Below are 25,150 nucleotides of genomic sequence, written 5' to 3'. Positions count from 1 at the left end.
TCGACAGAGCAGTTTTGGATAAGTTTCCGTCCGCCCCGGCCAGTAGCGTGAAGCACATGTTCAACGCCATCACGCACTCACAGATCTACGTCCTCGACCAGGACGAAGCCCTCGACTTCTATGTCGGAAAGCTGGGCCTCGAAGTCAACGCCGACGTCGACATGGGCTTCATGCGCTGGCTGACCGTCAACGTGCCCGGTCACCCGGATCGCCAGATCCTGCTGGAGAAGCCGGGGCCTCCGGCCATGTCCGAGGAGACGGCACAGCAGGTCCGCGACCTGGTGACCAAGGGCGCGTCGGGCGGCCACCTGATCTTCAGCACGGACGACTGCCGCAAGACGTACGAGAAGCTCCTCGCCCTGGGCGTCGAGTTCACCGAGGAGCCCACCGACCGCCCGTACGGCATCGACTGCGGTCTGCGGGACCCCTTCGGCAACTCCATCCGCTTCACTCAGCTGAAGGGCTGATCACTCGGAAGCAGGCCGGATCACTTGGAGGCAGGCCGGATCACTTGGAAGCAGGCCGGATCACTCGGTTGCAGGGCTGAGAGCGTCACTGTTCCTGGCGCACCGCCAGCGCCAGGAACCGCGCGTCCTCGTCGACGTACGAAGTCATCCGCCAGCCCGAAGCGGCAAGCAGCGGGCGGAGGTTGCCCTCCGCCCGCAGGTCGTCCGGGGTGATCTGACGGCCTTGCCGCGCCGCGAGTGCCGCACGGCCGATGGGGTGGAACAGCGCCAGGAGACCGCCGGGGCGCACGACGCGCCTCAGCTCCCGCAAGTTCCCCGCGGGATCGGGGAGGTGGGCGATCAGCCCTGCCCCGAACACCGCGTCGAGACTCCCGCTCCGCAGCGGGAGCCGGGTCACGTCCGCGAGCAGAAGTCGCCCGTCGCGGTCTCTGCCCGCCGCCACGGCGGCCTCCAGCATGGCGGGCGTCAGGTCGACGCCCAGGACGGTTCCCGAGGGCCCCACGGCGTCCCTGAGCGCCGGCAGCGCACGTCCGGTGCCGCATCCGGCGTCGAGGACCCGGCCGCCCGGCCGCAGTCCGAGTTCGGCGGCCGCCGCCCGGTAGGCGGGCCCGTCGTCGGGGAACCGCTTGTCCCAGTCGGCCGCCCTGGCGGAGAAGAACTCGCGGACACGTGTGTGGTCATCGCTCATGTGGTCATGATTGCTCAACGACTCGCCTGCGCGTTGGGGGCACACGTTCGAGCGTGACGCGATCGTTCAGGATCCTCTCTCTGTCATATTCCAACACCTTTCGAACTGCGCCCCCGTTGTGCGCCCCTGCCCGGACTAGCGTCCCGGAGCCATGGGACACCTGGACCACGCCACCTTCGGCTGGCTGACCCCCGTGCTGTCGTACGCGATGGCCTGTATCGGCGCCGCCCTCGGGCTGCGCTGCACCGTCCGCGCGCTGGCCGCCACAGGCCGGTCGCGCCGCAACTGGCTGATCACCGCCGCGTCCGCCATCGGCACGGGCATCTGGACGATGCACTTCGTGGCGATGCTCGGCTTCGGCGTCAGCGGCACGGAGATTCACTACAACGTGCCGCTCACCATCCTGAGCCTGGTCGTCGCGATGGCCGTCGTCGGAGCGGGCGTCTTCGCCGTCGGCTACGGCCGTGACCGCGGGCGTGCGCTCGCGGTCGGCGGGCTCACCACCGGACTCGGCGTCGCCAGCATGCACTACCTCGGCATGGCCGCACTGCGGCTGCACGGTGAGGTGCGCTACGACCCGGTCCTTGTCGGCCTCTCCGTAGTCATCGCCGTCGTCGCCGCGACAGCGGCCCTGTGGGCGGCGCTCAACATCAAGTCACCCGTCGCCGTCGCGGTCGCCTCCCTGGTCATGGGCGGGGCGGTGAGCAGCATGCACTACACCGGAATGATGGCGGTGAGCGTGCGGGTCAGCGGGTCGGGCGGGGCGCTCCCCGGTGCCACGACGATGCAGTTCATCTTCCCCCTCGCCGTCGGCCTCGGGTCTTACCTCTTCCTGACCTCGGCGTTCGTCGCGCTGTCGCCGACCGCGAGGGAACGCGAGGCCTCCGTGTCGGCCCAACGGCCGGTGGAGAGCGCCGTCCGATAGCGGCGCACCCGGACCGGCCGCGGCCGGTCGGGCACCCGCCCCGGAGCCTCTCCGCCGTCCCGAAATCTCTCCGATCGAGGAGGCCATGCGTACACCCCGTAGGACCCCTGACAGCGCCGACGGCGCCACGCCGCCGCAGCCCGCGCCCCCGGCACGGGGCCGCCGCGCGCACGCGGGACCGCCCGCCGACGAACGCCCGGACACCGAAGGCCCCTTGGAGCCCGCACCGCGTACGGCCCTCGTGCGCAAGGGACGCCGGTGGCCGCGCCCCCGCACCGTACGCGCCAAGATCGTGTGCCTGCTGATGGTGCCGGTCGTGTCGCTGCTCGCCCTGTGGGGGTACGCGACGGTCAGCACGGCCCAGGACGTGGCCCGGCTGCGGCAGTCGCAGCGTGTGGACGCTGAGGTGCGCGGCCCGGTCGACGCCGCGATCGCCGCGCTGCAGGCCGAGCGGGTGGCCGCCGTACGCCACGCGACCAAACCCGCGCCCGACCGTGCCGGTGAACTCAAGCGGCAGGTGGAACGCACCGACCGCGCGGTGGCGAAACTGCGCCGCGGCGACGACCGGACGGTCGCCGACGGCGCGGACCTGCCCGCCGGAGTCGCCACCCGCCTCGAAACCTTCGTCTCCGGAGCGGAAGAACTGGGCGCGCTGCGCACCCAGGTACTCGACGGCGCTACCGGCTGGGACGCGACGTACGGGCAGTACACGAAGACCATTTCGGCCGCCTTCGGAGTCGGCGGCGCGCTCACCGGCATCCAGGACGCCGAACTCGGCTCCGACGCGCGCGTGCTGCTCGAGTTCTCCAGGGCGGGCGAGATGCTGGCCCGCGAACACGTGCTGCTGTCCAGCGCCCGGCTCACCGGTGCGCTCGACGGCGAGCGGCTGCGCCGGTTCACCGGCGCCGTCGAGACCCGGCGGACCCTGACGGAGTCGGCCGTGGCGGATCTGCGCGGACCCGAGCGGGCGGCGTGGCACGGCCTCGAGGAGGGGAGCGCATACGCCGATGTGCGCGCCGTCGAGGACAAGGTGCTCGTCGCGACGCCGGGCCGTGCGGCGGCCGAAGCGGCGGCGGCCGGCAAGTGGGACCCCGCCCATGCCACCGTGCGGGACGGACTCCGCGCCATCGAGGTGGGCGCCGGCCGCAGCGCCGCCGACCGCGCGGATCCGTTCGCCCGCGGGGTGCTCACCGCTGCGGGTGCCGCCGTGCTCCTGGGGCTCGCGGCCGTCGCCGCCTCGCTGGTCATCTCCGTACGCATCGGGCGTGGTCTCGTGGTCGAGCTGGTGAGCCTGCGCAACGGCGCACTGGAGATCGCACGCCACAAACTCCCGCAGGCCATGCGCAGGCTCCGGGCCGGCGAAGAACTCGACGTCCGCGCCGAAGCACCGCCCGGACCGCCCGCGGAGGACGAGACGGGGCAGGTCTACGAAGCGCTCGGCACGGTCCACAGGGCCGCCCTGCGCGCCGCCATCGAGCGGGCGGAACTGGCCAGCGGCATCTCCGGCGTCTTCGTCAACCTCGCCCGCAGGAGCCAGGTGCTCGTCCACCGTCAACTCAGCCTCCTGGACAGCATGGAGCGCAGGGCCGACGACCCGAACGAACTCAGCGACCTCTTCCGGCTCGACCACCTCACCACGCGGATGCGGCGGCACGCGGAGAGCCTGATCATCCTCTCCGGAGCCGCACCCGGACGAGCCTGGCGCATGCCCGTCTCACTGACCAACGTCGTGCGGGCCGCCGTCTCCGAAGTCGAGGACTACGCGCGCGTGGAGGTGCGACAGCTCCCCGGGGCCTCGATCGTCGGAACAGCCGTCGCCGACCTCACCCACCTGCTGGCCGAACTCGTCGAGAACGCCGCCCAGTTCTCCCCGCCCCACACCAAGGTGCGGGTCACCGGCGAACCGGTGGGCAACGGCTACGCGGTGGAGATCGAGGACCGGGGCCTCGGCATGGGAGGCGAGACCCTCGCCGAGGCCAACCGCCGCATCGAGCAGTCCGAGGCACTCGACCTGTTCGACAGCGACCAGTTGGGCCTCTTCGTCGTCAGCCGGCTCGCCGCCCGGCACGGCATCAAGGTACATCTGCGTACGTCCCCCTACGGCGGAACCACAGCCGTCGTCCTGCTGCCCACCGCCCTGCTGCAGAGCAGCACGCCAGAGAGTCCTCAGACCCACACCATGGAACGCGAACCCGAGCAGCACGAGCACGCGCGCGTGCCGGGTCCGGCGGCACCGGTGAACGGCAACTCCGTTCCCGCAGCCGCCGCACGCCCCGCACTCGCCCCGTCGGCCGAGGCCCCGGAGACGGCATCGGCACCTCCCGGAGTCACCACGCTCCGCCTGCACAAGCCGCGGGACCCGGACGCCGACGTCGGCAAGGATGGCTCGGACGACCTGCCGCGCCGCGTACGCCAGGCGAACCTCGCCCCCCAACTGCGCGAACAGCGCCCCGAAGAACCGGCAGACGCCCCCGGCAGCCGGAAGGACACCGAACGCAGCCCCGAACTGGTCCGTGACCGCATGGCCGCCTACCGCGACGGCTGGGCCCGCGGCGGCGGCCGCCGTCCGGGCGTCGTCGGGGCGGTCCGCGACACCGCAGGGCCCGAACCGGCCGGCGACAGCACCGAAGGAGACCACGCATGATCCAGGACCAGAGCATCAGCGCCGGCCGGTCCGGCGAACTCGACTGGCTGCTTGACGACTTGGTCCTGCGTGTCGGCGAGGTGCGCCATGCCGTGGTGCTGTCCAACGACGGCCTCGCCGTGGGCGCGTCGACGGCCCTCACCCGCGAGGACGCCGAGCATCTCGCCGCCGTCGCCTCCGGATTCCACAGTCTCGCCAAGGGGGCGGGCCGGCACTTCGGGGCCGGGGGAGTGCGCCAGACCATGGTCGAGATGGACGACGCGTTCCTGTTCGTGGCCGCGGCGGGCGACGGCTCCTGCCTCGCCGTCCTCAGCTCGGTGGCCGCCGACATCGGCCTCGTCGCGTACGAGATGGCACGCCTGGTGAGGCGGGTGGGCGAACACCTCTACACGCCGCCGCGCTTCGCCGCTCAGCCACCGGCCGTCGGATGAGACGGGACGGTCGACGCAGATGACAGAGGACAAGGGCGGCGCCCCGCGCGACGCCGGAAGCCAGTGGTACGACAACGAGGCCGGCCCTCTGGTCCGTCCCTACGCGATGACGGGCGGACGGACCCGACCGGGCCCCTCCGGAGTGCGCTTCGACCTGATCGCGCTCGTCACGCTGGACGACAACGCGCCGGGCCCCGGAGACGACACCGCGCTCGGGCCGGAACACCGTGCCCTCATCGAACTGTGCCGTACCGAGACCCAGTCCGTCGCCGAACTGGCGGCCGGCGCCGATCTGCCCGTGGGCGTCGTCCGGGTACTGCTCGGCGACCTGCTCGAGATGAGCTGCGTGAAGGTGAGCCGACCGGTGCCGCCCGCCCAGCTACCTGACGAAAAGATTCTGCGAGAGGTGATCGATGGGCTCCGAGCGCTCTGACGCCACGGGCGGCGAGACGACCGCCATGGCGCTGAAGATTCTGGTCGCGGGCGGCTTCGGGGTGGGCAAGACCACCCTGGTCGGCGCGGTCAGCGAGATCCGCCCGCTGCGCACCGAGGAACTCCTCAGCGAGGCGGGGCAGTTGGTGGACGACACGGGCGGTGTCGACCGCAAGACCACGACGACCGTCGCCATGGACTTCGGTCGCATCACCATCCGGTCGGGTCTGTCGCTGTACCTGTTCGGCACGCCGGGACAGGACCGGTTCTGGTTCCTGTGGGACGAGTTGTCGCAGGGCGCGCTCGGCGCCGTCGTCCTCGCGGACACCCGACGGCTCGAGGACTGTTTCCCCGCCGTCGACTACTTCGAGCACCGGCACATCCCGTTCGTGGTCGCCGTCAACTGCTTCGCGAACGCCCGTACTTACGGTGCGCACGAAGTGTCCCGGGCCCTCGACCTCAACCGCGGAACCCCCGTGGTGCTGTGTGACGCACGGGACCGCGACTCGGGAAAGGAGGTGCTGATCAGGCTCGTCGAGTACGCCGGGCGGATGCACACCGCCCGGCTGCTCGACACGGTCGGTTGACGCGTCAGTCGGAGACGCCGCCCTGCGCGATCACCTTGTCGATCTTCACGCGCACGAGGAGTTCACCGGGAACGCCGTTGCGCGCACCGAACTCCTCGGCGCGGTCCTCGCCCATATAGCGGGCGCCAATCCGGGCCGCCCAGTGCCGTACCTCGTCGAGGTCACTGATCAGTTCGGCGCGGCCCTCTATCACCACGAACGCAAACGGGGGCCGGTCGTCGTCCACACACAGGGCGACACGCCCGTCCCGTGCCAGATTCCGCCCCTTGACGGTTTTCTCCCCGGTGTTGAAGACCAGCTCCTCCCCGTCCAACACGAACCAGATCGGTGCGATATGGGGGCTGCCGTCCGCTCGGACGGTCGAGAGTTTGCCGGTTCGGGTGCCGTGCGAGACAAATCCACGCCATTGGTCATCGGTCATCTTCTGTGCCATGTCCCCATCATGCTTGCCGGGGCGCCGATGGTGGGGAAGGCTGGCAGGTCAGTTCCTTCAGCCAGGGGGAACAGGACGCGGGGAGACGGGAACATGGGGCAGCAGAACTCCGGGCTCGGCTGGTTGCTCGACGATCTGACCAAGAGAATGGAACCGGTGCGGCACGCGCTGGTGCTGTCGAACGACGGCCTGGTGACGGGGGCGAGTTCGGATCTGGCGAGGGAGGACGCGGAGCACCTGGCCGCGGTCTCGTCGGGTCTGCACAGCCTGGCCAAGGGGTCGGGGCGGCATTTCCACGCCGGCAACGTGCGCCAGACGATGATCGAGTTCGATGACGCGGTGCTCTTCGTCACCGCGGCGGGCGACGGCAGTTGCCTGTGCGTGCTCAGCTCTGCCGAGGCCGACATCGGCCAGGTCGCGTACGAGATGACGCTCCTCGTCAACCGAGTCGGCGAGCACCTCGGCGTGGGCGCCCGGCAACCGGAGCGGACACCGGTCGTAGACCTCTGACCTGGTAAGACTCTGGCAGATTCAGAGTTATCCACAGGCTCAGCGAGAATCGCGGTGATCGCGCTACGGTTTTTCCCGAGAGCAAAGACGTCTCACGGGGGAGACCACCATGACAGGTGACACGATCACGCAATCCGCCGGCACGGCCGCCACCGCCGCCGTCCGCACATCAGTCGCGCAGAGCCGCGCCGCACGGGAGTTGGGACTGAGGCGCGGGGAGTTCGAGCTCGCCGTGATGCTGGGGCGCATCCGCACCGTCAGCGACACGGTGGGCGGACGCCGCCGCGTCACGACCGAGGAGATCGAGCGCGTCCGCGCCACACCGGGCTTTCCGGCGGTGTGGCTGGAGAGCATCCGCGCGGTGGGTACCACCGAAGGCGCGGAGCTGATGGGCATCACCACATCACGCTTCACGCGCCTCACGCGAGCGGGCTTCGTGACGCCCGTGAAGTTCTACGTGAACCGCTATCGGGCAGTCGTCTGGCTCTATCTCGCCGAAGAGCTGAGGCGGTTCGCCAAGTCCGAGGCCAACGCCGCCCTGCTCACCGGGCGGGCGCCCGCCGCGCTCCGCGCGCAGCTCGACACGGGGGCGGACCTGCGGGCGCGCAACTGGCGGGGCCGCCACGCCGGTTCACTGCTGCGGCAGTCCGACGATCCCTGGGAGCGCGCGGCGGCCGTGGCCTCGCTGCTCGATCCGGTGCAGGTCGCGGAGATCATCAAGGATCCGTACGAACGGGCCTATGTGAACAGGCTCAGGCCCGATCCCTTCATCCGGGGCGCGGCCGAATCGCCTTCGGCACGGATCATCAAGAAGATCACGACCGCCGAGGCCCCCGACGAGATCCGCTGGCTGCGGGCGAACCTCACCATCAGCGTCTCCCAGGCCCGAGGCGAGCGCCCCGCGCCACGTCCGGCGCCGGGACGAGGACCCGGACCCGGACCTGTCGCCGAATCGGAGACAGAAGCCCGGTCCGAATCCTGCCCAGAGGCGGTGCCGGAGCCAGAGCCGGAGTACGCGACACCGCCGGCCGAGCGGCCCGAGGACGGCGTCGCGGCAGCGGTGCCGGAGCGCCGAGGTCTGCTCAAGTGGCTGCGGCGCAGCGCAGGTTGAGCGAGGCGGCGCGGGGTCGGGTCCGCGGGCGGGGCTACATCGTGGCGTCGAGATCCTTGGCGTAATGCTCGATCGCGGGCCGGTAGGCGGAGACGTCCGGGTCCCTGGACGTGGCGGCCAGCAGCGTCAGGAGCAGTTCCATCGCGTCGTGCGTCCGGCCGGTGTTGTAGAGCGCCATGGCCAGGAACGTCCGGAGCGCGCCGTCGTCGGGGAACTCCTCGGCCGCGTCCCGCAACGTGGTGACCGCTTCCGCGTACCGACCGAGGACACGGTAGGTGCTGCCGAGGCCCAGCAGGGCGCCCCGGCGGTCATCGGCCGACAGCCCCGGCTGCTCGACGGCACGGACGTAGTGCGGCACCGCCTCGGCCTCCAGGCCGAGCGTGTCGTGCACCCACGCCGTCTGATACGCCACGTCCGCGTCCAGCGGGAACTGCTCGCACAGGGCTAGCAGCCGCTCCCGCGCCTCCTCGCGGCGACCGTCCTCGCGCAGCCGCACGGCCTCGGCGAGCAGGCGGTCACGCTGCCCCGTCATGTCCTCGAACCTGGTCACTGCCCCATCCCCTTCACTGCCCCATCCCTTCCACTGCCTCATCCCTTCCAGCGCCTCACCCCAAGCGATCGGAGGCACCGATGTCCTGCCCCGCCATACGGACCCGTCCCCAGAGCACTCTCGCAAACGCCACCCGTTTCCCCACCCCCTGGGTGCCGAGAGCGCCGCCGTTGCGTTGAATCCGAAGTGACCTATGCCTACGGGAGCGAACATGCCAGTTCCACAGGGGCCGCGTGAGACACGGCCGAGCGAGGCACCGCCCCAGCGAGGCGTGCTCCGGCGGCTCGGGCAGTGGTGCGCACGCCACTGCGTGATCGTCATCGTGGTGTGGCTGGCCGCTCTGGTCGGGCTGCAGGTCCTGAACCACGCGTACGGGGGTGAGTACTCCGACGACTTCTCCCTCCCCGGCACCCAGTCGCAGGAGGGTCTCGACGTCCTCAAGGCACATGAGCCCGCGGCCGGCGGGTACAGCGCCCAGGTCGTCCTGCACGACGCGGACAAGCCCCTCACCGACGAGAGCGACCAGGTCGGCTCGGCCGTCAGCAGCCTGCAGAAGCTCCCTCACGTGCTGTCCGCGCAGAGCCCGCTGCCCCCGCCGCAGCAGCCCGCGGGCACGCCGAACGTCGGACCGCTGTCCTCCGACGGCAAGACCGGCTACATCACGGTCCGCTTCGACGTACAGCCCTCCACCCTGGGCGACGACTATCTGGACGGCGTCGACAAGGCGGTGCAGCCGTTGCGGTCCGCCGGCGTGGAGGTGGAGTACGGCGGTCCGCTGGGCGAGCTGGCCCGGCCGGAGGCGGACGACCGCGCCAGCGAGGCCATCGGGTTCGGTGTGGCGATCGTGGTCCTCCTGATCGGGTTCGGGAGTGTGCTCGCGGCGCTGCTGCCGCTGGTGACGGCGCTGATCGGCGCGGTCTGCGGCCTGGCCTGTCTGGGCCTGCTGGCGGCGGCGTTCACCTTCGCCACGGTGTCGCCGACGCTGGCCACCATGATCGGGATCGGCGTCGGGATCGACTACGCCCTCTTCCTGGTCACCCGGCACCGCCAGAACCTCCTGGGCCAGGACCCGTTCACGGCGGCGGGGCAGGCGACGGCGACCAGCGGCCGGGCGGTGCTGGTCTCGGGCTGCACGGTGATCATCGCGCTGTCCGGCCTCTGGGTCTCCGGGATCTCGTTCATCGGCAAGCTGGGCCTGGCCGCCGCGGTCACCGTCATCACGGCGGTGCTCGGCGCGCTGACGCTGGTGCCGGCGCTCCTCGGGCTGATCGGGCGGCGGATCGACAAGCTCCGGGTGCGTACCCCCATCGCCGAGACGAATCCCGATGCGGGCGCGGTCTCCGAGGGCGGCTGGCACCGCTACGCGCAGCGCGTGGAGCGCAGGCCCTGGTGGTTTCTCGCCGGGGGCACCGTCGTGCTCGCCGTCCTGTCGATCCCGGTCTTCTTCATCCAGCTCGGGCACATCGGCGACGGGGCGGACCCGAAGTCCTTCACCGACCGGCGTGCCTACGACCTGATGTCCTCCGCCTTCGGACCCGGCTCCAACGGTCCGTTGACCCTCGTCATCGACCAGAGCGACGTACCCCAGTCGGACCGGGCGGCACTGGCCACCCAGGCGCAGAAAGCCCTCACCGACGTACCCGACGCTGCCGTGATCACCCCGCTCAAGGCAACGTCGGACGGCGACGTCCTGATCTCCACGGCCTACTCCGTGGCCGCCCCGCAGGACGAGCGGACCACGCGGCTGCACGAGCACCTGAGTGACGACGTGCTGCCGCAGGCGGTGGCCGGGACGAAGGCCAGTACGTACGTCACGGGGACGACCGCCGCGCAGGCCGACTTCCTGGAGATCGTCTCCAAGAAGCTGCCACTGATCATCGCGGTGGTCGTGGCCCTGGCCTTCCTCGTCATCCTCGTCGTCTTCCGCGGGCTGCTCGTCGCGGTCAAGGCCGCGGTGCTCAACGTGCTGTCGATCGCGGCCTCGTACGGGTTCGTGGTGGCCGTCTTCCAATGGGGATGGGGCGGGCCGGCGCTCGGCGTCTCGGGAAAGGTGCCGATCGAGAGCTACGTACCGATGATGATGTTCGCCATCGTCTTCGGGCTGAGCATGGACTACGAGATCTTCCTGCTGTCCCGGGTCCACGAGGCGTGGCTGCGCACGCGGGACGCGAAGGCGAGCGTCGCCCACGCCCTGGAGATCACCGCACGGGTCATCACCTGCGCCGCTCTGATCATGGTGAGCGTCTTCGCCGCGTTCATCGTCAGCGACAACATCGTGGTGAAGATGCTGGGGCTGGGCCTGGCGGCGAGTGTGCTGATCGACGCCACCGTGGTCCGGCTGTTGCTGGTGCCCGCGGTCATGACGCTGCTCGGCAAGAGCGCCTGGTGGGCGCCTCGTTGGCTGGACCGGCTGCTCCCGCACATCGACGCCGAGGGCGAAGGCGAGAGCCAGACCGCGGAACGGGGCAAGAGACCGGGCTGACGCGACCGGCTACGAACCCGTCGACGGGCGGCCGTCCATGCGCCGCTCCCCGTAGGGCCGGAAGAGGCCTTCCTGGACGACGGAGACCAGCAGCCTGCCCTCCAGGTCGTAGATGCGGCCCCGGGCGAGACCGCGGCCTCCCGTCGCGATGGGGGACTCCTGGTCGTACAGGAACCACTCGTCGGCGCGGAAGGGGCGGTGGAACCACATGGCGTGGTCGAGGGAGGCCATGTCGAAGCCACGCGGGCCCCAGAGCGGCTCGACCGGGATGCGGACGGCGTCCAGGAGCGTCATGTCGCTCGCGTAGGTCAGCGCGCAGGTGTGGACGAGCGGATCGTCGCCCAGCGGGCCGACCGCCCGCATCCACACGGCGCTGCGCGGCTCGGCGTCCTTGACCTCCTCGGGAGTCCAGCGCAGCCGGTCGACGTAGCGGATGTCGAAGGGCTGACGCCGGGCCATGCGCTCCCACTGCTCCGGAAGCGCACCCAGATGTTCCTTGATCTCTTCGGCGACCGTCGGCAGCGACTCCGGGTCCGGAGCCGCGATGCGCGGCGGCAGCTGATGCTCGAAGGCGCCCTCCTCGGGCTGATGGAAGGAAGCGGTGAGATTGAAGATGGTGCGGCCCTGCTGGATCGCGGTGACGCGGCGCGTCGTGAAGGAGCGCCCGTCCCGCACCCGCTCGACCTGGTACACGATCGGCACGCCGGGGCGGCCCGGCCGCAGGAAGTACGCGTGCAGCGAGTGCACCGGACGCTCGCCCTCCGTCGTGCGCCCCGCGGCGACCAGCGCCTGCCCGGCGACCTGCCCGCCGAACACCCGCTGGAGGGATTCCTGCGGGCTGCGGCCACGGAAGATGTCGAGCTCGATCTGCTCCAGGTCGAGCAGGTCGACCAGCCGGTCGGCGGGATTGTTCATGACGGTTCCTCGACTCCTGTCTGAGGGTTGCTCGGAGTGGTCAGAGCTGACCGACGTCCGTCACCCGGACGACGGCACGGCCCTCCTCGTCGGACGCCGCGAGATCGACCTCCGCGCTGATGCCCCAGTCATGGTCGCCGTTCGGGTCGGCGAACGTCTGGCGGACGCGCCACAGACCGTGCTCCGGATCCTCCTCGATCAGCAACAGCTTCGGCCCGCGGGCGTCGGGACCGGTGCCGAGATCTTCGTACTCGTCCCAGTACTTGTCCATGGCCTCGCCCCAGGCGTCCGCGTCCCAGCCGGATTCGCCGTCGAGCTCGCCCAGCTCCTCGACGTGGTCGAGGGCGGCCAGCTCGACCCTGCGGAACAGCGCGTTGCGCACCAGGACGCGGAAGGCGCGGGCGTTGGCGGTGACCGGCTTGACCTGGTCGGCCTTCTCCTGGGCCTCCTCGGCCGTCATCACCTCGGGGTTGGCCAGCTGCTCCCACTCGTCGAGGAGGCTGGAGTCGACCTGGCGGACCATCTCGCCCAGCCAGGCGATCAGATCCTCCAGGTCCTCGGACTTCAGGTCGTCCGGGATGGTGTGCTCGAGGGCCTTGTACGCGCTCGCGAGGTAGCGAAGCACGATGCCCTCGGTGCGGGCCAGTTCGTAGAAGGACGTGAACTCCGTGAAGGACAGCGCCCGTTCGTACATGTCACGGATGACGGACTTCGGGGAGAGCGGGTGGTCGCCGACCCACGGGTGGCTCGTCCGGTAGGTGTTGTAGGCGTGGAAGAGGAGCTCTTCCAGAGGCTTCGGGTAGGTGATGTCCTGGAGCCGCTCCATACGGTCCTCGTACTCGACGCCGTCCGCCTTCATCAGGGCCACGGCCTCGCCGCGCGCCTTGTTCTGCTGGGCGGCGAGGATCTGGCGCGGATCGTCGAGCGTGGACTCGACGACGGACACCATGTCCAGGGCGTACGAGGGGGACTCCTGGTCCAGCAGGTCGAATGCGGCCAGGGCGAACGTCGACAGCGGCTGGTTGAGCGCGAAGTCCTGCTGCAGATCGACCGTCAGGCGCACGATGCGGCCCGTGGCGTCCGGCTCGTCGAGCTTCTCGACGACACCGCCGTCGAGGAGCGAGCGGTAGATGGCGATCGCCCGGCGGATGTGCCGCAGCTGCTGCTTGCGCGGCTCGTGGTTGTCCTCAAGAAGACGGCGCATCGCCTCGAAGGCGTTGCCGGGGCGGGCGATCACCGCGAGGAGCATGGTGTGCGTGACCCGGAAGCGGGAGGTCAGCGGCTCCGGCTCGGAGGCGATCAGCTTCTCGAAGGTGCTCTCGGTCCAGCCCACGAAGCCCTCGGGGGCCTTCTTGCGCACGACCTTGCGGCGCTTCTTCGGGTCGTCGCCCGCCTTGTTGAGCGCCTTCTCGTTCTCGATGACGTGCTCGGGCGCCTGTGCCACGACCAGACCCGCGGTGTCGAAGCCCGCACGGCCCGCGCGGCCGGCGATCTGGTGGAACTCCCGGGCCCGCAGTGTCCGCACGCGCGTCCCGTCGTACTTGGTCAGCGCGGTGAACAGCACCGTGCGGATCGGGACGTTGACGCCGACGCCCAGCGTGTCCGTACCGCAGATGACCTTCAGGAGGCCGGCCTGCGCCAGCTTCTCCACGAGCCGTCGGTACTTGGGGAGCATGCCCGCGTGGTGCACGCCGATCCCATGACGGACGTACCGCGACAGGTTGCGGCCGAACTTGGTGGTGAAGCGGAAATTGCCGATCAGGTCGGCGATCCGGTCCTTCTCCTCGCGGGTGCACATGTTGATGCTCATCAGCGACTGCGCGCGCTCGACGGCCTGCGCCTGCGTGAAGTGCACGATGTAGACCGGCGCCTGCTTGGTCTCCAGGAGCTCGGTGAGCGTCTCCGTGATGGGCGTGAGGCGGTACTCGTACGACAGCGGCACGGGGCGCGTCGCGGAGCGGACCACGGAGGTGGGGCGGCCCGTACGACGGGTGAGGTCCTTCTCGAACATCGCGACGTCGCCGAGCGTCGCGGACATCAGGATGAACTGGGCCTGCGGCAGCTCCAGGATCGGGATCTGCCACGCCCAGCCGCGGTCCGCCTCCGCGTAGAAGTGGAACTCGTCCATCACGACCTGGCCGATGTCGGCGTCCTTGCCGTCGCGCAACGCGATCGACGCGAGGACCTCCGCGGTGCAGCAGATGACGGGGGCGTCCGCGTTGACCGACGCGTCGCCGGTCAGCATGCCCACGTTCTCGGTACCGAAGAGCTTGCAGAGGTCGAAGAACTTCTCCGACACCAGCGCCTTGATCGGCGCCGTGTAGAAGGTGACCTTGTCCTGGGCCAGTGCCGTGAAGTGCGCACCCGCCGCGACCAGGCTCTTTCCCGAGCCGGTGGGGGTCGACAAGATCACGTTGGCTCCGGAGACCACCTCGATCAGCGCCTCCTCCTGAGCCGGATAGAGAGTGATCCCCTGGTCCTCGGCCCACGAGGAGAAGGCTTCGAAGAGGGCATCGGGGTCGGCGTCCGGCGGCAGCTGATCAATAAGGGTCACACCCCCATCTTGCCTTCCTTCTCACTCGATCAGGGAACCGGAGGTCGGTACGAAGATCACAAACGCTACGCTGTGTCGCCAACGGGGCGTCAGCACAACGGAAATGGGGCGGGCAACAGCCATGATGGGACCGGCACACTCACTGTCGGGGGCGGCGGCCTGGCTCGGCGTCGGCGCGGCCGCGGCGGCCGCGGGGCACACGATGCCCTGGCCGGTCCTTCTCGTCGGGGCGCTGATCTGCGCCGGCGCGGCGCTCGCGCCCGACCTCGACCACAAGTCGGCGACCATCTCGCGGGCCTTCGGGCCGGTCTCCAAAGGCCTCTGCGAGATCGTCGACAAGCTCTCGGCGGCCGTCTACAAGGCGACCCGCAAGCAGGGCGACCCGCGCCGCTCGGGCGGGCACCGCACCCTCACCCACACCTGGCTGTGGGCGGTACTGATCGGCGCGGGCGCGTCGGCGCTCGCCATCTTCGGCGGACGCTGGGCGGTCCTCGCGATCCTCTTCGTGCACATGGTGCTCGCCATCGAGGGCCTGCTGTGGCGGGCCGCCCGCGGGTCCAGCAGCGATGTGCTGGTGTGGCTCCTCGCCGCGACGAGCGCCTGGATCCTCGCCGGAGTCCTCGACAAGCCGGGCAACGGTTCGGACTGGCTGTTCACGGCTCCCGGTCAGGAGTATCTGTGGCTCGGCCTGCCGATCGTGCTCGGCGCGCTGGTGCACGACATCGGCGACGCCCTGACGGTCTCGGGCTGCCCGATCCTGTGGCCCATCCCCATCGGCCGCAAGCGCTGGTACCCGATCGGCCCGCCGAAGGCGATGCGGTTCCGGGCCGGCAGCTGGATCGAGCTGAAGGTGCTGATGCCGGTGTTCATGCTGCTCGGGGGAGTGGGCGGCGCGGCCGCGCTGAACTTCATCTGAGGTCCGGGGCGGGGGCCGGAGCAGCCCGGCGCCCGCCCCGGCTCCCCTCAGCCGTGCCACGACCTCCACAGCGCCGCGTACGCGCCGTCCGCCGCGACCAGTTCGTCATGGCTGCCCAGTTCGCTGATCCGGCCGTTCTCGACCACGGCGATGACGTCCGCGTCGTGCGCGGTGTGCAGCCGGTGGGCGATCGCGACGACCGTGCGGCCGTCCAGGACGCGGGCCAGCGAGCGCTCCAGATGGCGTGCCGCGCGCGGGTCGAGGAGGGACGTCGCCTCGTCGAGGACCAGCGTGTGCGGGTCGGCGAGGACAAGCCGGGCCAGCGCGATCTGCTGGGCCTGCGCCGGGGTCAGCGCGAAGCCGCCCGAGCCGACCTCGGTGTCCAGGCCCTCGTCCAGGCCGCGCGCCCAGCCGTCCGCGTCGACGGCGCCGAGCGCCGCCCACAGCTCGGCGTCCCGCGCCCCGGTCCTGGCGAGGAGGAGGTTGTCGCGCAGGGAGCCCACGAAGACGTGGTGTTCCTGGTTGACCAGGGCCACATGCGCGCGCACGTCCTCGGCGGGCATGTGCGACAGCTCGGCGCCGCCCAGCGTCACCCGGCCGTCCCGCGGCGCGTAGATCCCGGCGAGCAGCCTGCCCAGCGTCGACTTCCCGGCGCCGGACGGACCGACCAGCGCGACCCGCGACCCCGGCTCGACGGCGAGCGACACCTCCCGCAGCACGTCGACGCCCGCGCGGTAGCCGAAGTGCACGTCGTCCGCGAGGACGGCGCGCCCTTCCGGAGCCACCGAGGCGTCGCCCGTGTCCGGTTCGATGTCCCGTACGCCGACCAGGCGGGCCAGCGACACCTGGGCGACCTGCAGCTCGTCGTACCAGCGCAGAATGATCCCCAGCGGATCGACGAGCATCTGCGCGATCAGCGCTCCTGTGGCGAGCTGTCCGACACTGATCCAGCCCTGGAGGGTGAAGGCGCCGCCGATCATCAGCACCGAGCACAGCACGGTGGTGTGCGTGAAGGTGATGACGGGGAAGAGGACGGACCGCAGGTAAAGGGTGTGCCTTTCCCATGCCGTCCATTCCTTGATCCGGCGTTCCGACAGATCGACGCGGCGCTGCCCGAGCCGGTGTGCCTCGACCGTGCGGCCCGCGTCGATGGTCTCGGCGAGCGCGGCGGCGACGGCGGCGTACCCGGCGGCCTCCGATCGGTAGGCGGACGGCGCCCGCTTGAAGTACCAGCGGCAGCCGACCACGAGCAGCGGCACCGCGATCAGGACGGCGGGCGCCAGCGGCGGCGCGGTGACGGCGAGGCCGGCGATCAGCAGCCCGGCCCACACCACGCCGATGGCGAGCTGCGGCACGGCCTCCCGCATGGCGTTCGCGAGGCGGTCGATGTCCGTGGTGATCCGGGAGAGCAGATCGCCCGTCCCGGCCCGTTCGAGCACGCCGGGCGGCAGCCCGACCGACCGCACGAGGAAGTCCTCGCGCAGGTCGGCCAGCATCCGCTCACCGAGCATCGCGCCGCGCAGCCGCACCTGATGCACGAAGAAGGCCTGCACGACCAGGGCGAGTGCGAACAGGCCGATGGTGCGCTCCAGATGGAGGTCGCGCGCACCGTCCGAGACGCTCTCGACGAGTCCGCCGAGGACATACGGGCCGACCAGGGACGCCACCACGGCCAGGGTGTTGACGGTGACGAGGGCGACGAAGGCCCGGCGGTGCCGTCGCAGCAGCTCGCGGACGTACGCCGCCACGGTCGAGGGCGCACCGACGGGCAGGGTCTCCGCGGTCGTCGGTGCCGCCGGGTCGTACGCCGGTGGCGCCAGGCCGATCATGCCGTCTCCTCGATGTCGTACTCGGTCAGGGAAGTCGGGGGTGCCGGGGGAGCCGGGGCCAGCTCGTCCTCCGTCTCGCGCGTGACGACCGCGCGGTACCGGGGCTCGCTGTGCACCAGCTCGCGGTGCTCGCCCACCGCCACGACCTCGCCCTCGTACAGGAAGACGACGCGCTCGGCGCGGTCGAGGATCAGCGGCGACGAGGTGAGGACCACCGTCGTGCGGCCCCCGCGGAGCGACTTGATGCCGTCCGCGACCCGTGCCTCGGTGTGCGAGTCGACGGCGGACGTCGGCTCGTCGAGGACGAGGACGTCCGGGTCGGCGACCAACGAACGGGCCAGCGCGAGCCGTTGCCGCTGGCCGCCGGAGAGGGAGCGGCCGCGCTCCGTGACATGGGCGTCCATCGGCGTCTGGGCCACCGACGCCTGGGCCAGTGCGTCCAGCACGTCGGCGCACTGCGCGGCGTCCAGGGCGTCGGCGGCGCTCACCGCACCCGAGGCGGGGACGTCGAGCAGCCCGCGCAGGGTGCCGGAGAGCAGCACCGGGTCCTTGTCCTGCACGAGGACGGCGGTACGGGCGGCGGACAGCGGCACCTCGTCGAGCGCGACACCACCGAGCAGCACCGACGGCAGCTTCTCCGCGCCGTCGAACGCGGCATGACCGCCGAGCCGTTCCGCGAGCCGCCCGGCCTCGTCCGGGTCTCCGCACACCACGGCGGTGAGGCGGCCCTCGGGCGCGAGCAGTCCGGTCGCCGGGTCGTAGAGGTCACCGGTCGGCGGCTCCGCGTCGGCGTCGAGCCCGCCGGGGTGCGTCACGCGCTCCAGGGAGAGCACGCGCGCGGCCCGCTTGGCGGAGGGACGCGAGAAGCTGTAGGCCATCGCGATCTCCTCGAAGTGCCGCAAGGGGTAGGCCATCATCGTGATCGCGCTGTAGACGGTGACCAGTTCACCGATGGTGATCCGGCCCTCGCGGGCGAGATTCACGCCGTGCCAGACGACACCGACGAGCAGCAGCCCCGGCAGCAGCACCTGCACCGCCGAGATGGTCGCCCACATGCGGGCGCTGCGCACGGCGGCCGTACGCACCTCCTGCGAGGCACGGCGGTAGCGGTCGAGGAAGAGTTCCTCGCCGCCGATGCCGCGCAGCACGCGCAGGCCCGCCACCGTGTCCGAGGCGAGCTCGGTGGCCCGTCCGGCCTTCTCCCGCTGGTGGTCGGCGCGCCGGGTGGCGGGCGGCAGCAGCGGAAGCACGGCGAGCGCGAGCACCGGGACGCCCACGGCGACGACGACGCCGAGCGCGGGCTGGTACACGACGAGCCCGGCGCAGGCGAAGACGACAGTGAGCGCGGCGGCCGCGAACCGCGAGCCCGCCTCCACGAACCAGCCGATCTTCTCGACGTCCCCGGTGGACACGGCGACCACCTCACCTGCGGCGACGCGCCGCGTGAGCGCGGAGCCGAGCTGCGCGGTCCGGCGGGCGAGGAGCTGCTGGACCCGCGCGGCCGCGGTGATCCAGTTGGTGACCGCCGTGCGGTGCAGCATGGTGTCGCCGAGCGCGATGCCGATGCCGGACAGCAGCATCACCGCGCCCGACAGGGCCAGCCGTCCGCCGTCGCGGTCGACCACGGCCTGCACGGCCACGCCGACCATGTACGGGATGACCGCGATGGAGCCGAAGTGCAGCAGTCCCCAGGCGAGCGACTTGGCCTGCCCGCCCAGCTGGTTCCGCCCGAGCCAGAGCAGGAAGCGCGGGCCCGAGCGGGCGTCAGGGGTGCCCGGGTCGGCGTACGGAAGATCGCGAATCTGCATGACGTCCCAGAGCTAGAGCGGGGGATGCGGCGGTAACAGGCCGTGAAAGGTTCGCCTCGTACGGTGCGCCGAGGCAAACGGTTTTCTGCCCCGGAGTAAAGATTCGGCCCGTTCTTCCGCCCGACCAGGCGCTCGGGGCAGGTTCGTCGCGCCGGGTGCGACCATGGACGGATGCGTGGATCCGGTGCGGTACGAGTGGCGGTCGCGGTCGTGGCCTGCGGTGTTCTCCTGACGTCCTGCGGTGACGCGGACGACGGGCCCGCCGGGACCAAGGGCGCCGCCGAGCGGGGCGACGCGGGAGCGGGGCGGGCGAAGCGGGCTCCGGCGACCGAGGACCTCAAGCGCATCCCCGACGTCGGCGACCGTCTTCAGGCCAAGATCCCGGCGAACTCCCGTCAGGTGGTGGCGGTCTACGGAGCCGGTGAGGACTCGGCGAAGTCCACCGTCGTGCTCTACACGAAGTCCGGCTCGACCTGGGACAAGACCCGTGGCTGGCCCGCCCACAACGGCAAGAGGGGCTGGACGACGGACCACCGCGAGAACGACAAGCGCAGCCCCGTGGGCGTCTTCACGCTGACCGACGCGGGCGGTGTGCTCGCCGATCCGGGTGCCAAGTTCCCGTACACGCAGAGCGCTTCGATGCAGGCGCCGCACTACTGGCCCAAGACGCATTGGCACGACTTCGACTACGTCATCGCGATCGACTACAACCGCGCCAAGGGCACCCCGCCCAACGACCCGACCCGCCCCCAGGGCCAGTCCAAGGGCGGCAGCATCTGGCTGCACATGGACCACGGCAGCGGTACGTCGGGGTGCGTGAGCCTGTCGAAGCCGGGCATGGAGTACCTCCTGAAGAACCTCGACCCGAAGCGGCACCCGGTCGTGGTGATGGGCGACAAGGCGAACCTGAAGGGCTAGCTCCGCCGGGCCCGTCGGGCGTAGAAAGCCCCCATGAGAAGACGCGTCATGTCCATGCTCGCCGGAGCCACCCTCGTGGCGAGCACACTCCTCAGCGCGGGACCGGCCCCGGCCGCCACACCGGATCGGGCCGCGGCCGGCACGCCCCCGCCGGAATTCGGCAACGACTGGCACGACCCGGTCACGGCCGCGCCGCCCGTCGGGAAACCGCACACGAAGTCCTGCGAAGTGACCGTGGCCGAGGCCCAGTTCAAGGACTTCACGCCCTACAAGGGTGACTACGCCCCGCCGGAAGACTGCGGCAAGGGCCGCTGGGGCAAGGTGGTCCTGCGCCTCGACGGCAAGGTGAAGGGGCGGCAGTACGACCGGCTGGGCTACCTCCGCATCGGCGGCGTCGAGGTTTTCCGCACCTCGACCCCGGAACCGTCGGTGGACGGCATCAAGTGGTCCGTGGAGAAGGACGTCACGCGCTACCGCGAGACCCTGGGCCGCGACCAGCAGGTCGAGATGCTCATCGGGAACGTCGTCAACGAGACGTACACCGGAATCATCGACGTCAAGGCGACCCTCACGTTCTACGCGCCGGAGAAGGGACACGCGGCCAAGGAGGAGCAGGCACCCCCGGACCGCGTCCTGCCCCTCGGCGACGGCACCACCCTCACCACCCCGCGCAACAGCGAACGCATCGTCGCCGAGGTCTACGCCACCGGCTCGGGCGGCGGCTGCGAGGAGTACTGGTACCTGACGGTGCCCGACGCGGCGCCGTACTCCTGCAAGGCCGAGGACGGTCCCTACCGCGAAGTGCAGGTCACGGTGGACGGACGACTCGCGGGAATCGCGACGCCGTTCCCGACCGTGTGGACCGGCGGCTGGTCCAACCCCTTCCTCTGGTACGTGATTCCGGGGCCCCGAGCCTTCGACATCAAGCCCATCGAGTACGACCTGACGCCGTTCGCGGGCCTGCTCAACGACGGCCGCCCGCACGAGGTGAAGGTCTCCGTCGCGGGCAGGCCCGAGGCGACGACCGGCTGGAGCACCCCGACCAACGTCCTCGTCTGGCAGGACGAGAAGAGCGAGCGCGTCACCGGGAAGCTGACCGGCCACCAGGCGGGCGACCTCGCCAACAAGGCGACGTACACGCCCGGTTCGCCCGACCGTCAGCACCGCCTCGACACCAAGGGCAGCCACCGGCTGAGCGTCTCGGGGTACGTCGACACCTCCCACGGCCGCGTCAAGACGACCGTGACCCGAGCGCTCGCCAACACCTCCGTGCACCGGTGGACCGACGGCGAGACGACCGACGCGCTCGAGTCCACCTGGACCGACCGCGAGACGGTCACCACCAACGGCCGGTCGGTGCGCACCGACCGGACGTACACGATGGACGGCACGACGACGCTCGGCGCGGGCGACCGGCTGCGGACCGCGATCTCCCTGGGCGACCGCGCGGAGACGGTCACCTTCCAGGACGGGCGCCGCACCGCGCGGTCGGTCACCGACGACCGCTACGAGGGCGACGCGACGTACACCGCCAACGTCCCGCGCGAGGAACGGCACGCAGTGGGCACATCGCGCGAGCGCTATCGCGTGTACGGCGACGGGGACTGCCACGACCACACGCTGGCCACCGTGCAGGGGACCCTGACGGAGGATCGGCGGCGCTGCTGAGCGGCCCCGACCCGCGGCTGACGGCACGGGACTTGGAGCAAGATCCAAGATTTACGCCGATGTGATCTGGAGGTCTTCTGCGGAAGCGGGCACTCCGCCATAGTGACGCCTCGCGGAAACATTTTTCCGTATGTCAGAAGTCACTGGAAGCCCCACTACAGGAGTGCCCGTGCCGCAGTCCGTACCGTCCATGTCGCGACGCGTAGCACGCACATTGCGTACCTCACTCTTCGCGCAGGTCGCCTGCGCGTTGGTGATCGGAGTCGTCGTCGGACGGCTGTGGCCCCATGCGGGCACGGCCGTCCAACCGCTCGGCGACGGCTTCGTCCGTCTCATCAAGGCGATGATCGCCCCGCTCGTGTTCTGCGTGGTCGTCGCCGGAATCACCAAGGCCGGAGACCTCAAGGCCTTCGGCCGTATCGGGCTCAAGGCGCTCATCTGGTTCGAGGTGGCGACCACGGTCGCCCTGGTCGTCGGCCTGCTCGCCGGCAACATCGTGCGCCCCGGCAGCGGCATGAACGTCGACCCCTCCCAGCTCGACGCCTCGGCCGTCGACGAGAAGACCGGCGGCGGCGAACTGCCCTCCACCAGCGAGTTCATCCTGCACTCCCTGCCGGACAGCGCCGTCGGCGCCTTCGCGGAGAACTCGCTGCTCCAAGTCCTCGTGCTGTCCTGCCTGGTGGGCGCCGCCCTGCTGCACCTGGGCAACACGAAGGTCCCCGCGATCCTGCCCGCCATCGAACAGGGTCAGGAGATCGTCTTCGCGATCGTCGGCTTCATCATGAAGCTGGCGCCGCTCGCCGTCTTCGGCGCGACCGCCCATCTGGTGGGGGAGTACGGCCTGGGCGCCCTGTCGACGTACGGCAAACTCATCGGAGTCTGCTACGCGGTGGCCCTGATCTTCCTGCTGCTCCTCGGCCTCGCCCTGAAGGCGCTGACCGGCCTGAGCCTGTGGAAGTTCGTCCGCTACACCCGCGAGGAACTGCTGCTCGCCCTCGGCACGGCCTCCAGCGAGACCGTCATGCCCCGCATGATGCAGAAGCTGCGCCAGGCCGGCTGCCGCGACGACGCGGTGGGCCTGGTCCTGCCGACGGGCTACTCCTTCAACCTCGACGGCGCCTCGATCTACCTCTCCATCGGTACGTTGTTCATCGCGCAGGCCGTGGGCGTGGACCTCACGCTGGGCCAGCAGATCACCGTCGTCCTCGTGCTGATGCTGACCAGCAAGGGGATGGCGGGCGTGCCCGGTTCGGCGTTCCTCGCGCTGTCCGCGACGGCCTCCGCGCTCGGCGTCATCCCGGCCGGCGCGGTCGCCCTGCTGCTCGGCGTGGACCGGATCATGGACGCGATGCGCGTCGCCACGAACCTGCTCGGCAACTGCGTCGCCGTCTTCGTGGTCTCGCGCTGGGAGGGCGCGCTGGACCTGGTGCGGGCGAAGAAGGTGCTGGGCGGCGAGATCGCCTTCGTACCGGAGCAGGCGGAGCAGGCGGGGCAGGCTAAGGCGGCGGAGCAGGCGGAGCAGGCGGAGAAGGCGGACGAGCCCGGTGGCGCCGATGAAGGCACCGCCGGGCCCAAGTCCCTTGCGCCGGCTACGCCTGCGGCTTCTCCGAGTCCACTCCCGGACGCGCCTTCTTCCACAGCCCGCGAGTGAAGTCGGGGATCGCCTGCGGCGCGCCCTTCGCCTTGATGGAGAGGTGGCTCAGGGGCACGGGCGAGGTCCAGGTCGCGGCGTCGTAGACGTCGAAGTCCGGCACCAGGCCGAGCTGCATGGTCTGCATCAGACGGAAGATCATGATGTAGTCCATGCCGCCGTGCCCGCCGGGCGGGTTGGAGTGCTCCTTCCAGAGCCAGTGGTCGAACTCCTCGGCGTACTTGGAGAAGTCGCCCCACTGGTCGTTCGTGTGGTCCGGCTCGATGTAGATGCGCGAGGGGTAGTCCTCGAAGACGCCCTTCGTGCCGCCGAGGCTGTTGATGCGGCTGTAGGGGTGGGGGGTCGAGACGTCGTGCTCCAGACGGATCACCCGCCCCTTCGCCGTCTGGACGAGGCTGATGGTGCGGTCGCTCTCGATGTACGTCTCCTTCCAGCTCGGGTCGCCCGCCGGCATGTGCGCCTTGCGGTACTCGGCGAGGCCGAGGGCGGGCGTGCCGAAGCTGGAGATGTGGGTGACGCGGTCGCCGCGGTTGATGTCCATGTAGTTGGAGACCGGGCCGAAGCCGTGGTTGGGGTACAGGTCGCCGCGCAGCCGGGTGTGCCACAGGCGGCGCCACGGCCCCTCGTAGTAGTCGGGGTCGAACATCAGGCCGCGCAGATCGTGGTTGTACGCGCCCGCGCCGTGCAGCAGATCGCCGAACTTGCCCGCGTGGGCCATCCGCAGGACCCGCATCTCGTTCTTGCCGTAGCAGCAGTTCTCCAGCTGCATACAGTGTCTGCGGGTGCGCTCGGAGAGGTCGACGAGTTCCCAGAGCTGGTCGAGCTGCAGGGCGATGGGACACTCCACGCCGACGTGCTTGCCGTTCAGCATCGCCGTCTTGGCCATGTCGAAGTGCCAGTCCCAGGGCGTCGCGACGTACACGAAGTCGACGTCGCCGCGCTTGCAGAGGTTCTCGTAGTCGTGATCGCCCTTGGTGTACGTCGCCGGGGCGGGCTGGCCCGCGTCGGTGACCTTCTTAGCGGCCTTCGCGGTCTTGTCCTTGACCGGGTCGCACAGCGCGACGACCTTCACCCCGGGGATCGCCAGGAAGAGGTCGATCATGCTGCCGCCGCGGTTGCCGAGCCCGACGATGGCAACGCGTACGGTCGAGCGCTTCTCGAAGGGTACGCCGACCATGGTCTCGCCCTGCCGGGCGGGCGCCTCGGCGGTGGAAGCGGCCACGGCGTCCGTGCCCTGCGGGGAGTCGGCGTGGGCGGCGGTGCCGCTGAAGGCGCCGAGGCCGAGCCCGGCTCCGGCGAGGCCGGCGGTGCGCAGGACGGCACGGCGGGAGTGACCGTCGCAGGACGAGGTGCCGTCCGTGGACTCGTCAGGGGCCGGTGTCGCGTTCTCGTCGTGCATCGGGACCTCCGTAGCTGAAAGGCAGCTGGTCTCTACCACTGGGGCGAAAGCCACCCTGATAGCGGTGTGACGGAGGCACAAGGGGCCGAAGTGGCCAGAGAGTTGGACTTCTGTGCGCGAGTTCATGGACTCGTCGCCGTCCTGAAATGGGAGGGTGCGTGAGCGCAGCGCTCAATGCGACCGAGAGGCCGAGGCCGGCATGGCTTGAAGAGGCCCTTCGACGGCTGTCTGG

Annotated in this window: 21 protein-coding genes; 13 read left to right on the top strand and 8 right to left on the bottom strand. The window is 70.6% G+C overall.

Going from position 1 to position 25,150, the window contains the following annotated elements:
• Positions 1 to 56: 56 nt before the first annotated feature.
• The gene (locus ACIBKX_RS24730; protein ID WP_363276939.1) at positions 57 to 467 is read left to right on the top strand and encodes a VOC family protein; all 411 of its coding nucleotides are present in this window, start codon (positions 57 to 59) and stop codon (positions 465 to 467) included.
• 85 nt (positions 468 to 552) lie between these two features.
• Here ACIBKX_RS24730 and ACIBKX_RS24725 read toward each other — a convergent pair whose 3' ends face one another.
• Positions 553 to 1,155 (bottom strand): class I SAM-dependent methyltransferase, encoded by a 603-nt coding sequence (locus ACIBKX_RS24725; RefSeq protein WP_363276938.1) that lies wholly within the window; start codon positions 1,153 to 1,155, stop codon positions 553 to 555.
• Positions 1,156 to 1,306: 151 nt separating this feature from the next.
• On the opposite strand from ACIBKX_RS24725, the gene ACIBKX_RS24720 reads away from it, so the two are divergent.
• The 5 genes from ACIBKX_RS24720 (at position 1,307) to ACIBKX_RS24700 (ending at position 6,174) form a co-directional block, all read left to right on the top strand.
• On the top strand, positions 1,307 to 2,080 hold the full coding sequence (locus ACIBKX_RS24720) for an MHYT domain-containing protein (protein ID WP_363276937.1): 774 nt from the start codon (positions 1,307 to 1,309) through the stop codon (positions 2,078 to 2,080).
• A gap of 85 nt (positions 2,081 to 2,165) precedes the next feature.
• Complete coding sequence (locus ACIBKX_RS24715) at positions 2,166 to 4,724, top strand: nitrate- and nitrite sensing domain-containing protein (protein WP_363276936.1); 2,559 nt, start codon at positions 2,166 to 2,168, stop codon at positions 4,722 to 4,724.
• A complete protein-coding gene (locus tag ACIBKX_RS24710; protein ID WP_363276935.1) occupies positions 4,721 to 5,155 on the top strand; it encodes a roadblock/LC7 domain-containing protein in 435 nt (144 codons plus the stop codon). The genes ACIBKX_RS24715 and ACIBKX_RS24710 overlap by 4 nt, the downstream gene beginning before the upstream one ends.
• Before the next feature lie 19 nt (positions 5,156 to 5,174).
• Entirely contained in the window at positions 5,175 to 5,588 is a 414-nt protein-coding gene (locus tag ACIBKX_RS24705) for a DUF742 domain-containing protein (RefSeq protein ID WP_363276934.1), read from the top strand.
• The gene (locus tag ACIBKX_RS24700) at positions 5,569 to 6,174 is read left to right on the top strand and encodes an ATP/GTP-binding protein (RefSeq protein ID WP_363276933.1); all 606 of its coding nucleotides are present in this window, start codon (positions 5,569 to 5,571) and stop codon (positions 6,172 to 6,174) included. The genes ACIBKX_RS24705 and ACIBKX_RS24700 overlap by 20 nt, the downstream gene beginning before the upstream one ends.
• A gap of 4 nt (positions 6,175 to 6,178) precedes the next feature.
• On the opposite strand, the gene ACIBKX_RS24695 is transcribed toward ACIBKX_RS24700, so the two are convergent.
• Entirely contained in the window at positions 6,179 to 6,607 is a 429-nt protein-coding gene (locus ACIBKX_RS24695; RefSeq protein ID WP_363276932.1) for a PPOX class F420-dependent oxidoreductase, read from the bottom strand.
• Between the two features lie 93 nt (positions 6,608 to 6,700).
• On the opposite strand from ACIBKX_RS24695, the gene ACIBKX_RS24690 reads away from it, so the two are divergent.
• Positions 6,701 to 7,117 carry a roadblock/LC7 domain-containing protein gene (locus ACIBKX_RS24690; RefSeq protein ID WP_363276931.1) on the top strand — a complete coding sequence of 139 codons (417 nt, stop codon included), beginning with the start codon at positions 6,701 to 6,703 and terminating at the stop codon, positions 7,115 to 7,117.
• Positions 7,118 to 7,226: 109 nt separating this feature from the next.
• Positions 7,227 to 8,228, top strand: a complete 1,002-nt coding sequence (locus ACIBKX_RS24685; RefSeq protein WP_363276930.1) for a DUF6397 family protein — start codon at positions 7,227 to 7,229, stop codon at positions 8,226 to 8,228.
• Between the two features lie 34 nt (positions 8,229 to 8,262).
• Here ACIBKX_RS24685 and ACIBKX_RS24680 read toward each other — a convergent pair whose 3' ends face one another.
• Positions 8,263 to 8,760: a tetratricopeptide repeat protein gene (locus tag ACIBKX_RS24680; RefSeq protein ID WP_363276956.1), complete on the bottom strand. Its 498-nt coding sequence runs from the start codon at positions 8,758 to 8,760 to the stop codon at positions 8,263 to 8,265.
• A gap of 229 nt (positions 8,761 to 8,989) precedes the next feature.
• On the opposite strand from ACIBKX_RS24680, the gene ACIBKX_RS24675 reads away from it, so the two are divergent.
• Positions 8,990 to 11,260, top strand: a complete 2,271-nt coding sequence (locus tag ACIBKX_RS24675) for an MMPL family transporter (RefSeq protein ID WP_363276929.1) — start codon at positions 8,990 to 8,992, stop codon at positions 11,258 to 11,260.
• Between the two features lie 9 nt (positions 11,261 to 11,269).
• Here ACIBKX_RS24675 and ACIBKX_RS24670 read toward each other — a convergent pair whose 3' ends face one another.
• Positions 11,270 to 12,175 carry an acyl-CoA thioesterase II gene (locus tag ACIBKX_RS24670; protein WP_363276928.1) on the bottom strand — a complete coding sequence of 302 codons (906 nt, stop codon included), beginning with the start codon at positions 12,173 to 12,175 and terminating at the stop codon, positions 11,270 to 11,272.
• Between the two features lie 40 nt (positions 12,176 to 12,215).
• Positions 12,216 to 14,729 carry a DUF3516 domain-containing protein gene (locus tag ACIBKX_RS24665; RefSeq protein ID WP_363276927.1) on the bottom strand — a complete coding sequence of 838 codons (2,514 nt, stop codon included), beginning with the start codon at positions 14,727 to 14,729 and terminating at the stop codon, positions 12,216 to 12,218.
• Positions 14,730 to 14,850: 121 nt separating this feature from the next.
• Here ACIBKX_RS24665 and ACIBKX_RS24660 point away from each other — a divergent pair, with 121 nt between their 5' ends.
• On the top strand, positions 14,851 to 15,645 hold the full coding sequence (locus tag ACIBKX_RS24660; protein ID WP_363276926.1) for a metal-dependent hydrolase: 795 nt from the start codon (positions 14,851 to 14,853) through the stop codon (positions 15,643 to 15,645).
• A gap of 47 nt (positions 15,646 to 15,692) precedes the next feature.
• Here the strand turns inward: ACIBKX_RS24660 and ACIBKX_RS24655 are convergent, their stop codons facing one another.
• Together ACIBKX_RS24655 and ACIBKX_RS24650 are read right to left on the bottom strand one after the other, a co-directional pair.
• The gene (locus tag ACIBKX_RS24655) at positions 15,693 to 17,474 is read right to left on the bottom strand and encodes an ABC transporter ATP-binding protein (protein WP_363276925.1); all 1,782 of its coding nucleotides are present in this window, start codon (positions 17,472 to 17,474) and stop codon (positions 15,693 to 15,695) included.
• A complete protein-coding gene (locus tag ACIBKX_RS24650) occupies positions 17,471 to 19,282 on the bottom strand; it encodes an ABC transporter ATP-binding protein (RefSeq protein ID WP_363276924.1) in 1,812 nt (603 codons plus the stop codon). Before ACIBKX_RS24650 ends, ACIBKX_RS24655 begins: the two co-directional genes overlap by 4 nt.
• A gap of 171 nt (positions 19,283 to 19,453) precedes the next feature.
• On the opposite strand from ACIBKX_RS24650, the gene ACIBKX_RS24645 reads away from it, so the two are divergent.
• The 3 genes from ACIBKX_RS24645 (at position 19,454) to ACIBKX_RS24635 (ending at position 23,519) form a co-directional block, all read left to right on the top strand.
• The gene (locus ACIBKX_RS24645) at positions 19,454 to 20,200 is read left to right on the top strand and encodes a L,D-transpeptidase family protein (protein ID WP_363276923.1); all 747 of its coding nucleotides are present in this window, start codon (positions 19,454 to 19,456) and stop codon (positions 20,198 to 20,200) included.
• A 33-nt stretch (positions 20,201 to 20,233) separates the two neighbouring features.
• Complete coding sequence (locus tag ACIBKX_RS24640; protein WP_363276922.1) at positions 20,234 to 21,868, top strand: peptide-N4-asparagine amidase; 1,635 nt, start codon at positions 20,234 to 20,236, stop codon at positions 21,866 to 21,868.
• A gap of 190 nt (positions 21,869 to 22,058) precedes the next feature.
• A complete protein-coding gene (locus ACIBKX_RS24635; RefSeq protein ID WP_399376052.1) occupies positions 22,059 to 23,519 on the top strand; it encodes a cation:dicarboxylate symporter family transporter in 1,461 nt (486 codons plus the stop codon).
• Here ACIBKX_RS24635 and ACIBKX_RS24630 read toward each other — a convergent pair.
• A complete protein-coding gene (locus tag ACIBKX_RS24630) occupies positions 23,458 to 24,918 on the bottom strand; it encodes a Gfo/Idh/MocA family oxidoreductase (protein ID WP_363276920.1) in 1,461 nt (486 codons plus the stop codon). The two genes, ACIBKX_RS24635 and ACIBKX_RS24630, sit on opposite strands and share 62 nt — an antisense overlap.
• Positions 24,919 to 25,150: the final 232 nt, after the last annotated feature.

Origin of the sequence: Streptomyces sp. NPDC050658 (assembly GCF_044457025.1) — a bacterium.
Classification (GTDB): domain Bacteria; phylum Actinomycetota; class Actinomycetes; order Streptomycetales; family Streptomycetaceae; genus Streptomyces.
Note: the sequence above shows the minus strand (reverse complement) of the source record. Positions and strands in the feature narration are given on the sequence as shown.

What these genes read in the sequence shown, in the direction of transcription:
- ACIBKX_RS24730 (WP_363276939.1), top strand. Translation starts at nt 57, where the DNA reads ATGTTCAACGCCATCACGCACTCACAGATCTACGTCCTCGACCAGGAC.
- ACIBKX_RS24725 (WP_363276938.1), bottom strand. Translation starts at nt 1,155, where the DNA reads ATGAGCGATGACCACACACGTGTCCGCGAGTTCTTCTCCGCCAGGGCG.
- ACIBKX_RS24720 (WP_363276937.1), top strand. Translation starts at nt 1,307, where the DNA reads ATGGGACACCTGGACCACGCCACCTTCGGCTGGCTGACCCCCGTGCTG.
- ACIBKX_RS24715 (WP_363276936.1), top strand. Translation starts at nt 2,166, where the DNA reads ATGCGTACACCCCGTAGGACCCCTGACAGCGCCGACGGCGCCACGCCG.
- ACIBKX_RS24710 (WP_363276935.1), top strand. Translation starts at nt 4,721, where the DNA reads ATGATCCAGGACCAGAGCATCAGCGCCGGCCGGTCCGGCGAACTCGAC.
- ACIBKX_RS24705 (WP_363276934.1), top strand. Translation starts at nt 5,175, where the DNA reads ATGACAGAGGACAAGGGCGGCGCCCCGCGCGACGCCGGAAGCCAGTGG.
- ACIBKX_RS24700 (WP_363276933.1), top strand. Translation starts at nt 5,569, where the DNA reads ATGGGCTCCGAGCGCTCTGACGCCACGGGCGGCGAGACGACCGCCATG.
- ACIBKX_RS24695 (WP_363276932.1), bottom strand. Translation starts at nt 6,607, where the DNA reads ATGGCACAGAAGATGACCGATGACCAATGGCGTGGATTTGTCTCGCAC.
- ACIBKX_RS24690 (WP_363276931.1), top strand. Translation starts at nt 6,701, where the DNA reads ATGGGGCAGCAGAACTCCGGGCTCGGCTGGTTGCTCGACGATCTGACC.
- ACIBKX_RS24685 (WP_363276930.1), top strand. Translation starts at nt 7,227, where the DNA reads ATGACAGGTGACACGATCACGCAATCCGCCGGCACGGCCGCCACCGCC.
- ACIBKX_RS24680 (WP_363276956.1), bottom strand. Translation starts at nt 8,760, where the DNA reads ATGACGGGGCAGCGTGACCGCCTGCTCGCCGAGGCCGTGCGGCTGCGC.
- ACIBKX_RS24675 (WP_363276929.1), top strand. Translation starts at nt 8,990, where the DNA reads ATGCCAGTTCCACAGGGGCCGCGTGAGACACGGCCGAGCGAGGCACCG.
- ACIBKX_RS24670 (WP_363276928.1), bottom strand. Translation starts at nt 12,175, where the DNA reads ATGAACAATCCCGCCGACCGGCTGGTCGACCTGCTCGACCTGGAGCAG.
- ACIBKX_RS24660 (WP_363276926.1), top strand. Translation starts at nt 14,851, where the DNA reads ATGATGGGACCGGCACACTCACTGTCGGGGGCGGCGGCCTGGCTCGGC.
- ACIBKX_RS24655 (WP_363276925.1), bottom strand. Translation starts at nt 17,474, where the DNA reads ATGATCGGCCTGGCGCCACCGGCGTACGACCCGGCGGCACCGACGACC.
- ACIBKX_RS24650 (WP_363276924.1), bottom strand. Translation starts at nt 19,282, where the DNA reads ATGCAGATTCGCGATCTTCCGTACGCCGACCCGGGCACCCCTGACGCC.
- ACIBKX_RS24645 (WP_363276923.1), top strand. Translation starts at nt 19,454, where the DNA reads ATGCGTGGATCCGGTGCGGTACGAGTGGCGGTCGCGGTCGTGGCCTGC.
- ACIBKX_RS24640 (WP_363276922.1), top strand. Translation starts at nt 20,234, where the DNA reads ATGAGAAGACGCGTCATGTCCATGCTCGCCGGAGCCACCCTCGTGGCG.
- ACIBKX_RS24635 (WP_399376052.1), top strand. Translation starts at nt 22,059, where the DNA reads ATGTCGCGACGCGTAGCACGCACATTGCGTACCTCACTCTTCGCGCAG.
- ACIBKX_RS24630 (WP_363276920.1), bottom strand. Translation starts at nt 24,918, where the DNA reads ATGCACGACGAGAACGCGACACCGGCCCCTGACGAGTCCACGGACGGC.